Raw genomic sequence first — 13,903 nt, 5'->3', positions numbered from 1 at the left:
CAATGGCCACCACCAAGTCCCTTGCCGCCTGGCTATTGCGTATCGCGGCCCCAGGCTGAACGACGCGAGTCCGGCGCAGGCACTAAACTGTGGATCTGCTCAGGAGTGCTGCATGGAAATCTTTGGCATTGCCGCTTTGATCTTTCTGGTGACCGATCCGTTCGGAAATATTGCGATATTTATTGCCGCGCTAAAAAACGTCGCGCCCAATCGCCGACTCTGGGTCGCCGGCCGTGAGCTGTTGTTCGCGCTGGCCCTGCTGATGCTGTTCCTAACCTTTGGTGACAAGGTGCTCGCCGCCCTTGGCCTTTCGCGCGAGGCAACGGCGATAGCCGGCGGTATCATCCTGTTCGTGATTGCCATGCGCCTGATCTTCCCCAGCCCGCAAGGCGTGCTCGGCGATGTGCCGGACGGCGAACCGATGCTGGTACCGCTGGCCACGCCCGCCGTGGCCGGGCCTTCCGCACTGGCAGTGCTGATGACCCTGCGCAATACCCATGAAGGCCCGCTTTGGGAGCTGTATTTGGCGGTCCTGCTGGCGTGGGCGGCAACCGCATTCATCCTGCTGCAGGCTTCATTCCTGCAGCGTTTCCTCGGCCCGCGCGGGCTGACTGCAGTGGAGCGATTGATGGGTATGTTATTGATCATGCTGAGCGTGGACATGCTGCTGGACAACCTGCAAAGCGTGCTGCACATCAACCCATGAACCGCCTGCTTCTAATCCTGCTAACAGCCGTGCTAGCAGCCTGTTCCAGCGGCCCACGCATCGACAGCCGCCACACCGCGGTGGGGCAGGACAGTCGCGTGCAATACATCATCCTGCACTACACCTCGACCGACCTGGCGCACTCGCTGGCGCTGTTGACCCAGGGCGAAGTCAGCAGCCACTACCTGATCGGCGAAGCACCAGCGACCATTTACCGCCTGGTCGACGAGGATCGCCGCGCCTGGCACGCGGGCGATAGCCAATGGCAAGGACGCACCTGGCTGAATAGCGCTTCCATCGGCATCGAACTGGTCAACCAGGGCTTCTACGATGGTCCGAACGGGCGTTACTGGCAGCCCTATTCGCCGGAACAGATCGACGCGCTGATTCCGCTGCTCAAGGACATCATGCAGCGTCATGGCCTGGGGCCGGGCAGCATCATTGGCCACAGCGACATCGCGCCCCAGCGCAAGGTCGACCCGGGGCCGCTGTTCCCGTGGCAGCGTCTGGCGGATGAGGGGCTGGTGCCCTGGCCGGAAAAGCAGGCGGTGGCCAGGCAGCAGGCCGTGTTCGCCGCCAGCCCGCCAACCGTTGCCTGGTTTCAGCATCAGTTGCAGCGCCAGGGCTATTCGGTGGCCGAGCATGGCGAGCTGGACCTGGCGACCCGCAACGTCCTGGCGGCGTTTCAGATGAAGTACCGCCCGGCCCGCTACGATGGCGAACCGGATGCCGAAACCGCGGCCCTGCTCTGGGTACTGAACAACCCGGCCGCTAACGCGCAGTAGTGGCGATCAGTCGCGAGTCAGCCAATGCGGCAGTCCGGTGCACAGTCGCCGCGCGGTATTCGGGGTCGGCGAGCATGGCCAGAAACGCCGCCTTGCTCGGGTAACGCACCAGCAGCATGTCGTCCCAGCGCTCTTCCGATGGTGCGATCAGCGCGACATGCGCGGTGGCCATGACCTGCACTTCGCCGCCCACACCACGTACCTTGCCCAGGGCAACGCGACTGTACCGCGCATAGGCTTCTCGGCCGCTGCAGGCGGGTTGATCGCTGCCCGCTGGGTACGCCGCTTGCGCCTGAAAACGCAGCAGGTTGAGCATCAGAATCGGGGTATCGTCGGGCACCGTCGCAGCGAACGCGGACAGCTGCTCGGCAGTGGGATTGAGATGGGTCATGCTGTTCCTCGACGGCTATCACTGGCGGGCTGCACGGTGATGAGCGCTACAGACTACGAACCCGCGAGGAACAGGCCAATCCTTATAAAGCAGCTGAATAGCATGAGTGGTTTAGCGTTGGGCGAGCAGCGACTGCAGGGTATTTTTCAGCAGTTCCAGGGAATAGGGCTTGGTGATGGTGGCGATACCCATGCCCGAACCGCCGGCAGCCTCGCCGTAACCACTGGCGAACAGGCCAAGCAGATGAGGACGCAGCTGCCGCGCGATGTCCATCAACTCGCGGCCGCTCATGCTTGGCAGGCCGATATCGGTCATCAGCAGATCCAGTGGCTGGTCGCTGCGTAGAATGGCCAGGGCTTGCGGCGCATCCTCCGCTTCGAGAACCTGATAATCGAGTTCCGACAACACTTCGAGGGTCAGCATGCGCACCACTTCATCATCTTCGACCAGTAAGATGGTTTTGCCGCCATTACCAGGAACAGCGCCAGGATTGGCACCTTGAGTCCGATCGTGCATCCAGTAACCTCATGAAAGGGGTTGAACCACATTGAAGGACTGTGGCGAGCCGCGCTCGATGCGAAAGACAGGGCTCTGTCGCCGCCAGAAAAGCGCCCAAGGTCTCACATTCTCCAGGCAATATAAATGGGACACTTTTTCACTCGTATGGGTTCATACAACCGTTCGGGCAGCGCTCGCCGCCTCTCTGTACGTCCACCAACCCAGGCCGATGATAAAGGCCAACCGCGACGTGCCGGATTGCCCCATGCTGCCGAAACCACTTTTATGCAGGATTTGCCATGACCCGCTCCTTGATCGACGAGCTCGGCTTTCGTCGAATTCTCAGGCGCAACGTTGCGTTGCCATTAGCGATCGGCTTGATCAGCGCGATTTTTTTCATCGGTTTGATCTTTTATCTGTTGAGCGTACTGAAGTGGGTCGAACATACCGACCGGGTCATCAGCAACGCCAATGAGGCGCTCAGGCTGAGCGTCGATCAGGAAACCGGCCTGCGCGGTTTTCTGATCACTGGCGATGACGAATTCCTTGCACCCTACGAGCTGGCCAAACCACGCATCGAAGCGGCGCTGGCCGGGCTGCGCGAACTGGTTGCCGACAATCCGCAGCAGCTTGAGCGCCTGGGCCGGGTCGAAGCCCTGCAACGGCAATGGAATGTCTTTGCCGCCAACATGATCGACCTGCGGCAGCGCAATCTCGACTATCAGCGTGCCGTGCGCAGCGGTCAGGGCAAACGCTTGTCCGATGAAATTCGCAAGGAATACAACGACCTCACCCGCTCGGAGCAGCAGCTGCGGCAGACCCGTAACGAATACGCCAACCGTACGGTGATCTTTACCGTGGCAGGTTTCCTGTTGTTCAGCCTGTTGCTTAGCGCCCTGCTCGCATTTATTGGCCGGCGCGAGTTGATGCGCCTGGCCGAAGGCTACGCGGACGCATTGAAACGCCAGGAAGAGGCCGCCGAGCTGCTCGCCCAGAAAGCCTGGCTACGCACCGGGCAGAGCCTGCTCGCCGAACAGGTACTCGGCCAGCTGACCCTGGGCGTACTCGGGCGCAACGCACTGCGCCACCTTGCCCAGTACCTGAATGTCACCGTGGGTGCGCTCTATGCCCGTGACGAACAGGGCGGCATGACACGCATCGCCGCCTACGGCTTCAGCCATGAAGCGACCGAGCAGCCGTTCGCCGACGATGACTCCCTGGTCGGCCAGGCCGCCAGCGAGGGTCGGGTGATCCGCCTGGATGACCTGCCCCACGACTACCTCAAGGTTGGCTCGGGGCTCGGCAGCACTGACCAGCTGAATATCCTGCTGGTGCCAACACGGGTCTACAACCGGGTTAACGGCGTGCTTGAGCTGGGGTTCCTGCGGCCCCTGCAGGCGCGTGATAGCGAGTTTCTCGAGCTGATCGCCGACACCATCGGCACTGCTCTGGAAGGTGCGTTCTACCGCCAGCGCCTGCAGGAAGTGCTCACGGAAACCCAGCAGCTCAACGAAGAACTGCAAGTGCAACAGGAAGAGCTGCGCACCGCCAACGAAGAGCTGGAAGAGCAGTCGCACATTCTCCGGGAATCCCAGGCGCACCTGGAAACCCAGCAGGCCGAGCTGGAGCAGACCAACGAACAGCTTGCCGATCAGACCCAGATGCTGTCCGAGCAGCGCGACGCGCTGGACGAAAAGAACAATGCCTTGAACCGCGTCCAGACGCAGCTCGAAGAGCGTGCCCAGGAGCTGCAACGCGCCAGCCTGTACAAATCCGAGTTCCTCGCCAACATGTCTCATGAGCTGCGCACACCGCTGAACAGCTCGCTGATTCTGGCCAAACTGCTGGCCGACAACAGCGACGGCAACCTCAGCGAAGAGCAGGTGAAGTTCGCCGAATCCATTTACTCCGCAGGCAACGATCTACTCCATCTGATCAACGACATCCTCGACATTTCCAAGGTCGAAGCCGGCAAGCTCGACGTGCGCCCGCATCAGATGCCGGTCGAGCGCGTGCTTAATGGCCTGCGTGACCTATTCGAGCCGGTGGCGCAGGACAAGCAGCTGACGCTGACCATCGAAACCCTGGCCGGCGTGCCGGACATGCTGTTCAGCGACCAGCAGCGCGTCGAGCAGATCCTCAAGAACCTGCTGTCGAACGCGTTCAAGTTCACCGAACAGGGCGCGGTGACGTTGACTGTCTCGCGCCAGCCGGGCGCCGGCATCGCCTTCGCGGTCAAGGACACCGGCATCGGCATTCGCGAGGACCAGCAGCTCGCCATCTTCGAGGCGTTCCGCCAGGCCGACGGCACCACCAACCGCCGCTATGGCGGCACCGGCCTGGGCCTGTCAATCTCGCGCGACCTGGCTACACTGCTCGGCGGCGCCATCACGGTCAGCAGCGCACCGGGCCAGGGCAGCACCTTTACCCTGCTGCTGCCGGAAACCTATGAAGAAACGCAGGTCGATTTACCCACCCTCGCAACGATGCCGCTGCACCAGCCTCTGCTCATTCCGCCAGCGGCGCAAATGCCCGCACCCGCGGTAGCCCCGCCGCAGGTGCCGACTCCCCGATTTGCCGACGACCGCGACCGGGCCGATGGCGCCGGCCGCCGCATCCTGGTGGTCGAGGATGAGCCTCAGTTCGCACAGATTCTCTACGACCTGGCCCATGAGCTTGGCTACAACTGCCTGGTCGCCCATGGTGCCGACGAAGGCCTGCAACTGGCTGCCGAGCTGCTGCCGGATGCGGTGTTGCTGGACATGCGCTTACCGGATGCCTCGGGCCTGACGGTCCTGCAACGGCTGAAGGACGATCCGAAAACCCGGCACATTCCGGTGCACGTGATCTCCGTCGAAGACCGCATGGAGGCCGCGCTGCAACTCGGCGCGATCGGCTATGCGGTCAAACCGGCCAGCCGCGAGCAGCTCAAGGAGGTGTTCGCCAAACTCGAGGCCAAGCTGGCGCAGCGGGTCAAGCACATCCTGCTGGTCGAGGACGACGACCTGCAACGCGAGAGCATCGCCCGCCTGATCGGCGACGACGATATCGAAATCACCGCCGTGGCGCTGGGCGAGCAGGCGTTGGCGCTGCTGCGCGACACCGTGTTCGACTGCATGATCATCGACCTCAAGCTGCCCGATATGCAGGGCAACGAGCTGCTCAAGCGCATGGCCGGCGCTAACATCCGCGCGTTCCCGCCGGTGATCGTCTACACCGGGCGCAACCTGTCGCGCGACGAAGAAGCCGAGCTGATGAAGTACTCGCGCTCGATCATCATCAAGGGCGCGCGTTCGCCGGAACGTCTGCTCGACGAAGTCACGCTGTTCCTGCACAAGGTTGAATCGCAGCTCTCCAGCGACCGCCAGCGGATGCTCAAGACCGCGCGCAACCGCGACAAGGTGTTCGAGGGCCGGCGCATCCTGCTGGTGGACGATGACGTGCGCAACCTGTTCGCCCTGACCAGCGCGCTGGAGCTCAAGGGTGCGGTGATCGAGATCGCCCGCAACGGTCACGAGGCGCTGGCCAAACTGCAGCAGGTCAGTGACATCGACCTGGTGCTGATGGATGTGATGATGCCCGAGATGGACGGCTACGAAGCGACTCAGCAGATCCGCAAGAATCCGCAGTGGCGCAAGCTGCCGATCATCGCGGTAACCGCCAAGGCGATGAAGGACGACCAGGATCGCTGCCTGCAGGCAGGCGCCAATGATTACCTGGCCAAGCCCATCGACCTGGACCGGCTGTTTGCCCTGATACGCGTATGGATGCCCAAGCTGGAGCGGATCTGATGGCGCCCGAACGCAACATCGATATCGAACTGCGTTTGCTGATCGAGGCAATCTACCTCAAGTACAACTACGACTTTCGCAACTACTCCGGCGCATCTATCAAGCGCCGCGTGCGCCACGCGCTGACCCAGTTGAACTGCAAGACCATCTCCGCATTGCAGGAAAAAATCCTGCATGACCCGGACATGTTCATGGAGTTGCTGCAGTACCTGACCATCCCGGTCAGCGAGATGTTTCGCGACCCCCCGTACTTCCTGGCGCTGCGCCAGCAGGTAGTACCGCTGCTGAAAACCTACCCCTCGGTGAAGATCTGGGTGGCCGGCTGCAGTACCGGCGAAGAAGTCTACTCACTGGCCATTCTGCTGAAGGAAGAAGGCCTGCTGGATCGCTCAATCATCTACGCGACCGACATCAACCCGCGCTCCCTGGAAAAGGCCCAGCGCGGCATCTTCAACCTGGAAACGGTGCAGGGTTACGCCGCCAACTACCAGAACGCCGGCGGCCTGGCGGCGTTATCCGACTACTACACCGCCGCCTACGACAGTGCGCTGTTCGATAAATCGCTGCGCGACCATGTGACCTTTGCCGACCACAGCCTGGCCACCGACAGCGTGTTTTCCGAGACCCAGCTGATCTCCTGTCGCAACGTGTTGATCTATTTCGATAACGCCCTGCAGAACCGCGCGCTCGGCCTGTTCCACGAATCGCTGTGCCACCGCGGCTTTCTCGGCCTGGGCAGCAAGGAAAGCCTGGAGTTTTCCAACTACGGCAGCGCTTTCGAGGCGCTCAGCAAACAGGAGCGGATCTTCCGCAAGACATGAGCCGATCTGACCCGCGACTGCCCGCAACCCTGCACCGCGCGCCCGCCCAGGCTGTGGTGATAGGCGCGTCCGCCGGTGGCGTGCATGCGTTGCTCATGCTGCTGGCAGAGCTGCCGGCCAACTACGGCCTGCCGATCGTGGTGGTGCTGCACGTACCCGAAGACCGCAACAGCGAGCTGGCTGAGGTGTTCCGCCTGCGCACCGCATTACGCGTCAAAGAGGCGGACAACCGCGAGTTCCTGCAGGCCGGCACCCTGTACTTCGCCGCGCCGGGCTACCACCTGTCGGTCGAGCGGGATCGCAGTTTTTCTTTTAGCCGCGAAGAGCCGTTGCACTACTCGCGGCCCTCGATCGACATCCTGTTCGAGTCCGCCGCCGATGTATTCGGCGCCGGGCTGGTGGGCGTGCTGCTGACCGGCGCCAGCCATGACGGCGCCGCCGGGTTGGCCAGTATCAAGCGCAGTGGTGGCCTGACCGTGGTGCAGAACCCCGCGGACGCCCAGGTGCCGACCATGCCCGAAGCGGCGCTAGCGTTATTCGAGCCAGACCTGGTGCTGGCACTACCTGCCATCCGAACGTTGCTCACGGAGCTGAACAGACGCCCATGCTAAGCACACTTGAAGCGAAACTGCTGATCGTTGACGACCTGCCGGAAAACCTCCTGGCTCTGGACGTCCTGATCCGTGGTGAAAATCGTCTGATCTACAAGGCGACCAGCGCCGATGAGGCGCTGGTCCTGCTGTTGCAGCACGATTTCGCCCTGGCCATTCTCGATGTGCAGATGCCCGGCATGAACGGCTTCGAACTCGCCGAGCTGATGCGCGGCACGGAAAAGACCAAGCACATCCCCATCGTCTTCGTCAGCGCTGCCGGGCGCGAAATGAACTACGCGTTCAAGGGCTATGAAAGTGGCGCCGTAGACTTCATGCACAAGCCGCTCGATATCCAGGCGGTGAAAAGCAAGGTCACGGTGTTTGTCGACCTGTACCAACAACGCCAGGCCATCAAGCACCAGGTCCAGGCGTTGGAGAAAAGCCGCCAGGAACAGGAAACCCTGCTCGGCGAGCTGCGCACCACCCAGGACGAGCTGCGCCTTGCCGTGCGCATGCGCGATGACTTCATGTCGATCGTCTCCCATGAGTTGCGTACCCCGCTCAACGGCCTGATTCTGGAGACCCAGCTGCGCAAGCTGCACCTGGCAAAGGGCAATGCCGACGCGTTTACCCTGGACAAGCTGCGCGCCATGACCGATCGCGACGAACGCCAGCTCAATAGCCTGATTCGCCTGATTGAGGACATGCTCGACGTCTCGCGCATTCGCACCGGCAAACTGTCGATACGGCCTGTCCCATGCGACCTGGCCGCCCTGGCGGCGCGGGTACTGGAGAACCTCGGCGCACAGATCGCCGCCGCCGGCAGCCAGGTCGAGCTGATCGCGCCGCAGCCGGTTCCGGGGGTCTGGGACGAGTATCGAATCGAACAGGTGGTCGCCAATCTGCTGACCAACGCCCTGCGCTACGGCGCAAAAAAACCGATAGAAATCCGCGTGCACGCCGATCAGGGCGTCGCCCGGCTGGAGGTGCGCGATCAAGGCATCGGTATTTCAGCGGACGATCAGCAGCGCATCTTCCAGCAGTTCGAACGGGTCAATTGCGGGCACTCGGTACAGGGCCTGGGCCTGGGCCTGTTCATCACCAAGCAGATCGTCGACGCTCACCAGGGGCAGATCGGCGTCTCCAGCGTGCCGGGCGAGGGCTCTTGCTTCCATGTTCGCTTGCCGCAAACGATGGAAAAAAACAGCTGAACTTACTCAGTTGCCGCGGTCGAAAATGCTAGCGCGATCTGTATCGCGCGATCTGGGCTGTTCTCAGCCCTGTTTTTGCGGAATGTCACCATGAATGCCGAACCCAGCAGAATCGTATTGATCGTAGAAGACAACACGGCGTTCCTAGCCACCCTTGCGGATTACCTTGAGGGTGAAGGCTTTCAGGTACTGCAGGCCGAGTCAGCTGCCGAGGCATTCAACATTCTGGCGGGGCAGCCCAAGCTTGATCTGTTGATCACCGACTATCGCCTGCCTGGTGGGGTGACGGGTGTGATGATTGCCGAACCGGCACTGAAGCTGCGGCCGGACCTGAGCATCATCTACATGAGTGGTCACCCAGCCGAGATCATTGATTCGGCAACTTCCACCCTCCTGGTTGCGCCTATTCTGGCGAAACCCTTCTCTTTGGCAGTTCTGCGCGCGCGAATTGACGCACTGCTACCTAGCCACTAAAGGCCATGTGCCACTTCGTGCATTTTGCAATGCGCCAGTTATGCACTCATGCATTTTGCATTTTATTCTTATGTGAAGCTTTTATAACTAATTGATAATTAAGGATTTTTCAGCTTAAAAAAGCTGGCACGGTGTCTGCTATTGCTTACTCAGATTTTTCTGATTTGCGATGGAGACGCCACATGAAAACCCTATCGAAGTTGCTAAGTGTCGCTGCGATCGTCGCAAGCGGAACCTATGCCACCACTTCCCCGGCATTCCATGTGTCGTCAGAGCGCCATTCGATTGCGGTGCAACAGCAGATCGACGAACGCCGCGAAATTGACCGTGTGATGCGCGCCCAGACCGCCAAGCCGACCGCCCATTGGGTGACCATCAGCAATGAGCCCCAACAGAACATGCATGTCACCGTGCAGACCCAGCGCTGGGTGTTCTAAATCGGTATCGAAATACGGTTCATGATTGTGTGGCTCAGGGATCGGGCCCAAATTTGACAGCGTCGAAACGGCGCGCAGGAAACAGGAAATCATCATGTCTAAGAGCGCGTTCTGTCTATTGATACTGACCGCCGTTGCAGGCGCCGTGGTGCTGTTCGCCCCGCTACCCGAAGCTTCTTTGGTGGCGATTGCCAAGCTGGCGTTCGGGATATTTCTGACCCTGTTCATCGGTGCCATGGTGCTCGGGCGGCGCTTCAAGTTCGATCCGGTTTTGCGTTGAGTCGTCAGCACGCGCCATGAATCAGCGTGCAAGACTCCTCGCAACACGCCATACGTATTGCTCCAGCCATCACCTATCAGATAGGCAGCGCCATATAGAACTGCGAGCCCTGCCCAGGGCGCGAATAGAGGTTCAGGCGACCACCGTGCAGTTGCACGATCTCCTTGCACAACGCGAGACCAAGGCCAGCGCCACCGGTTTTCTTGCCGATCTGCACAAAGGGTTCGAAGATCCGTGCCTGCTGGCTGAAGTCGATCCCCTCGCCGTTATCCTGCACGCTGATGATCAGCCTCTCGCCGTGTCGGCGGGCCTGTAGCTGTATCTCGCCACCCTCCCCGCAGTGGCGCAGCGCGTTGGCCAGCAGATTATCCAGAACCCGATCAATCTGCATGCGATCCAGCGGGACCATTGGCAGGCTGTCCTGCACCTGGGTATCAATGCTGATGCTTTTCACCGCCGCCTGTTCGCTGAAGCGATCGCGGGTCTTGCCGATCAGCTCATTGAGGTCGCAGGGCGCCAGTTCGAGGCGCTGCAAGCCGTTCTGATAACGGGAGAAATTCAACAGATCGGCGATCAGTTGCACCAGCCGCTGCATCTCCTCATTGACCGTTTCGATCAGGTCTGCCTCGCGAGTGCCTTCGGGGAATTTAAGCCGCTCCTGCAACAGGCTGAAAGCCATGTGCATCCCCGTTACCGGGGTGCGCAATTCGTGGGAGGCGCGCAATACAAACTCGCTGCGTACCCGCTCGAACGCGCGCTGCTCGGTGACATCGCGCAATACCATCACCGCGCCAACGCTATGGCCATTGGTATGGCATACGGGGGTAAGCGCCCAGGCCAACAGGCGTTTCTCTCCCGAGGTTTCGATCGGCAGGTCTTGGGGCGCATGTTCCAGCAATTGGCCGCTCAAGACGCGCTGAGTGGCATCGTCCAGTTCCGGCCGGGCGAGCAGCTCGCCAAGACTTTTGCCATGGGGATCGCTGAGCCAGAACAGCTGGCGGATCGCAACCGGGTTGGCGTGCTCGATCCGGCCGTTGGCATCGATGATGACGAGGCCGTCGTCGATGCTGTCGAGTACGGCCTGGAGGCGGCTTTCGCTGGCCAGCAGCTCCTCGATGTTGCTCGCCTTGTGATGGCGCAAGGCTTCGGCCATCAAGCCAAAGCGCCGGCTGAGCAAGGTCATTTCGGTAACCGGAGAAACCGGCAGGGTGACGTCGAAGTTGCCCTGGCCGATGTTGTCAGCGGCTTTTGCCAGCGCCTCCATGGGCGCGCCAAATCGCCGGGCAATGCTTTGTGCGGTCAGCCCGCCGACCACCAGCACCGCGATGCACAACAGCCCCAGCAGGCCGGCGATCAGCTTAGCGCGTTCGCGGATCTGCCGTTCGGCGCGGCTGACCCGATCAATCGCCTGCTGCTGCACCGCGATTAGCTGCATGCGCACGCCATCGAAGTCCTTGGTGAAATCACTGTCACTGACGACCACCCAGCGCTTGCCCGGCGGCTCGGCGATGGTTCGCTGGAACGTCAGGTAAGCGCGTTCGATCCCCTCGAAGCCTTCCCGACTCGCGCGGTCCGGCATCTGCAAACCCTGGTCAAGCAGCATCTTGAACAACTTGTTAGAGGTTTCCAGCACCCGGATATCGGGCTTCTCGCTGATCAGAATGAGCAGCTGATCGCCGAGGTTCTGCCGCAGCTTCTGGCTGATTTCGATGGTGGTGAAACTGCGCTGGATCAAGGTCTCCTGGCTTCTGGCCATGTGCATCACGCTGATGACCCCCAACAGCAGGCCGAGCAGCGAGACCGTGATCAACGCCGAGAAGCTGAGAAACAGCCGCGTGCGAAGCGTCATCGCAAACCTCACAGGTTGTACTGCTTGCGTTTGCGGTAGAGGGTTGAAGCATCGATCCCCAGGGTTTTCGCCGCCTGGTCCAGCGTATCGGTGGTGGCCAGCACCGCGCTGATGTGCGCTTTCTCCAGGGCTTCGAGGCTAAGATCGGCGCCGACGCGTGGCACGCTGCTGACCGGCTGATTGCCCAGACCGAGGTGGCTGACGTCGACGTTCTCCTGGGCGCAGATGATGCTGGCGCGCTCGATCACGTTGCGCAGCTCGCGGATATTGCCGGGCCAGCGATAGTCCTGCAGCGCGGCGCGCGCCTCGTCGGTGAAGCCGCGTGCTGGCCGCGCATATTCCTTGACGAAGCGCGCGAGAAAGCCCTCCGCCAGCACCATCACGTCGTCCTGGCGTTCGCGCAATGGCGGCAGGTTGAGGGTGATCACGTTCAGGCGATAGAGCAGGTCCTCGCGGAAGCGGCCCTCGCGCACCATGTCGTCGAGGTTGAGGTTGGTCGCGGCCAGGATGCGCACGTCAGCATGCCGGGTCACCGGGTCGCCGACCCGTTCGTATTCCTTGTCCTGGATGAAGCGCAGCAACTTTGGCTGCAAGGCCAGCGGGAAGTCGCCGATCTCGTCGAGAAACAGGGTGCCGCCATCGGCCTGATTGACCCGGCCGAGGGTACTTTCGCTGGCGCCGGTGAAGGCGCCGCGGGTATGCCCGAACAGTTCGCTTTCCATCAGCTCGGCGGTCAGCGACGGGCAGTTGATGGTGACGCAGGATTTCTTTGCGCGCCGGCTCCAGCCGTGAATCGCCCGCGCCAGCTCGCCCTTGCCGGTGCCAGACTCGCCGAGAATGAGGATGTTGGCATCGGTAACCGCCACCTGACGGGCAGTTTCCAGCACCGCCATCATCGCCGGGCTGTGTGAGTCGAGGGCATCCTTGACGTTGCGCACCTCGCCTTCCAGCGCTTCCAGGCGCGCGGCCAGTTGCCTGACTTCCAGCTGCTTGGCAGCGGCCAGGCGCAGCTGGTCGGGGCTACAGGGCTTAACCAGGTAATCCGCCGCGCCGAGTTGAATGGCGTCCACTGCGGTATCCACCGCGGAATGTGCAGTCACGATGACGACGCGCATCCAGGGTGCCTGCAGGCGCATCTGGGCCAGCACATCGAGGCCGCTGTCCTCGCCCAGGCGCAGGTCGAGAAAACACAGATCAAATACCTGGCGCTGCAGCAGCGCTTCGGCCTGGCTCGCATTGTTAGCGGTACTGACCTGGTACCCCTCATCTTCCAGGCAGTAACGGAAGGTGCGCAGAATTGCCGCTTCGTCGTCGACCAGCAGAATTCGTCCGCTTTTCGAGGCTGATGCTTCCATGGCCATTGCTCCTATTACTGATTGCATGCGGGTTAGTCCGGCAAACCTCGTGCAAGTTGCATGACTCGTTCGCGACGATCATGCAGCCTGCATGGATAAGTTCTTACAAACAGAGTTAACCATTTGATTTAAATGAATAAAAATTAATTTATTAGCTGGCACAGGAGCTGCAGTAACACCCTCATCCAGGGCTGGTTTCGGTCGAAGCCTTGAGAGCCCGTCTCTCGATTGCCCGAGCAGCACCTGATGTCAAAGGAATCACTATGACCAGCAAAACCGCGCAGCTCAACGAACTGATCGAAATCACCCGTGATGGTCAGCGCTTTTATGAACATGCGCATGACGAGGTCAAGGACGTCCGGCTGAAGACCCTATTCCGCGAAATGTCCCAGGCCAAGACGGAGATGATCCACGCCCTGGCAATGAAAGTGGCGGCCAACCAGGAACAGCCAGCCCCTGGCGGAACCTTCATCGGCAAGCTGCGCCAGGTCTACGCCGATACGCGCGCGAGCCTGTCGAGTGATGAAGGCGCCACCTATGTGGCGCAACTGGAAGACACGGAAGATCGCATTTTGCATGCGTTTGAGGACGCGCTGGAGAACGCCGAGCCAGACGTGCGCGCCTTGCTGGCGGTGGAAATGCCCAAGGTACGCAGCTGCCATGACCGCATGCGTAGTCTCAAGCAGTCAATGCAGTAGGTTTTTGCGCGATA

Annotated in this window: 14 protein-coding genes; 10 read left to right on the top strand and 4 right to left on the bottom strand. The window is 61.1% G+C overall.

From position 1 onward, the window contains the following. The first annotated feature begins 112 nt into the window (after positions 1-112). Positions 113-706, top strand: coding sequence for a MarC family protein (locus ACX0MV_RS01400; RefSeq protein ID WP_458980706.1), 594 nt, complete (start codon positions 113-115; stop codon positions 704-706). Further along, the gene (locus ACX0MV_RS01395; protein ID WP_458980705.1) at positions 703-1,491 is read left to right on the top strand and encodes an N-acetylmuramoyl-L-alanine amidase; all 789 of its coding nucleotides are present in this window, start codon (positions 703-705) and stop codon (positions 1,489-1,491) included. Before ACX0MV_RS01400 ends, ACX0MV_RS01395 begins: the two co-directional genes overlap by 4 nt. Here the strand turns inward: ACX0MV_RS01395 and ACX0MV_RS01390 are convergent. Both ACX0MV_RS01390 and ACX0MV_RS01385 read right to left on the bottom strand, forming a co-directional pair. After that, positions 1,478-1,882, bottom strand: a complete 405-nt coding sequence (locus ACX0MV_RS01390; protein ID WP_458980704.1) for a DUF1330 domain-containing protein — start codon at positions 1,880-1,882, stop codon at positions 1,478-1,480. The genes ACX0MV_RS01395 and ACX0MV_RS01390 overlap by 14 nt on opposite strands. 111 nt (positions 1,883-1,993) lie before the next feature. Further along, the gene (locus tag ACX0MV_RS01385) at positions 1,994-2,398 is read right to left on the bottom strand and encodes a response regulator (RefSeq protein WP_458980703.1); all 405 of its coding nucleotides are present in this window, start codon (positions 2,396-2,398) and stop codon (positions 1,994-1,996) included. A 281-nt stretch (positions 2,399-2,679) separates the two neighbouring features. Here ACX0MV_RS01385 and ACX0MV_RS01380 point away from each other — a divergent pair, with 281 nt between their 5' ends. From ACX0MV_RS01380 to ACX0MV_RS01350, 7 genes are all read left to right on the top strand, one after another. Then, complete coding sequence (locus ACX0MV_RS01380) at positions 2,680-6,171, top strand: response regulator (RefSeq protein ID WP_458980702.1); 3,492 nt, start codon at positions 2,680-2,682, stop codon at positions 6,169-6,171. Continuing rightward, on the top strand, positions 6,171-6,992 hold the full coding sequence (locus ACX0MV_RS01375) for a CheR family methyltransferase (RefSeq protein WP_458980701.1): 822 nt from the start codon (positions 6,171-6,173) through the stop codon (positions 6,990-6,992). Before ACX0MV_RS01380 ends, ACX0MV_RS01375 begins: the two co-directional genes overlap by 1 nt. After that, entirely contained in the window at positions 6,989-7,603 is a 615-nt protein-coding gene (locus ACX0MV_RS01370; protein ID WP_458980700.1) for a chemotaxis protein CheB, read from the top strand. Before ACX0MV_RS01375 ends, ACX0MV_RS01370 begins: the two co-directional genes overlap by 4 nt. Continuing rightward, the gene (locus tag ACX0MV_RS01365) at positions 7,597-8,796 is read left to right on the top strand and encodes a hybrid sensor histidine kinase/response regulator (RefSeq protein WP_458980699.1); all 1,200 of its coding nucleotides are present in this window, start codon (positions 7,597-7,599) and stop codon (positions 8,794-8,796) included. The genes ACX0MV_RS01370 and ACX0MV_RS01365 overlap by 7 nt, the downstream gene beginning before the upstream one ends. A gap of 90 nt (positions 8,797-8,886) precedes the next feature. Next, complete coding sequence (locus ACX0MV_RS01360) at positions 8,887-9,270, top strand: response regulator (protein ID WP_458980698.1); 384 nt, start codon at positions 8,887-8,889, stop codon at positions 9,268-9,270. A gap of 182 nt (positions 9,271-9,452) precedes the next feature. Next, complete coding sequence (locus ACX0MV_RS01355; RefSeq protein ID WP_458980697.1) at positions 9,453-9,707, top strand: hypothetical protein; 255 nt, start codon at positions 9,453-9,455, stop codon at positions 9,705-9,707. Between the two features lie 94 nt (positions 9,708-9,801). Further along, positions 9,802-9,987 carry a PA3371 family protein gene (locus tag ACX0MV_RS01350; RefSeq protein WP_458980696.1) on the top strand — a complete coding sequence of 62 codons (186 nt, stop codon included), beginning with the start codon at positions 9,802-9,804 and terminating at the stop codon, positions 9,985-9,987. Positions 9,988-10,063: 76 nt separating this feature from the next. Here ACX0MV_RS01350 and ACX0MV_RS01345 read toward each other — a convergent pair whose 3' ends face one another. Beyond that, complete coding sequence (locus ACX0MV_RS01345; RefSeq protein WP_458980695.1) at positions 10,064-11,848, bottom strand: KinB sensor domain-containing domain; 1,785 nt, start codon at positions 11,846-11,848, stop codon at positions 10,064-10,066. After that, entirely contained in the window at positions 11,845-13,191 is a 1,347-nt protein-coding gene (gene algB / locus ACX0MV_RS01340) for a sigma-54-dependent response regulator transcription factor AlgB (protein ID WP_458980694.1), read from the bottom strand. Before algB ends, ACX0MV_RS01345 begins: the two co-directional genes overlap by 4 nt. Before the next feature lie 263 nt (positions 13,192-13,454). On the opposite strand from algB, the gene ACX0MV_RS01335 reads away from it, so the two are divergent. Continuing rightward, complete coding sequence (locus ACX0MV_RS01335; protein ID WP_458980693.1) at positions 13,455-13,889, top strand: ferritin-like domain-containing protein; 435 nt, start codon at positions 13,455-13,457, stop codon at positions 13,887-13,889. The last annotated feature ends 14 nt before the right edge of the window (positions 13,890-13,903 follow it).

It is taken from the genome of Pseudomonas cistanchae (assembly GCF_054483635.1).
This window is presented reverse-complemented; position numbering and strand designations above follow the sequence as displayed.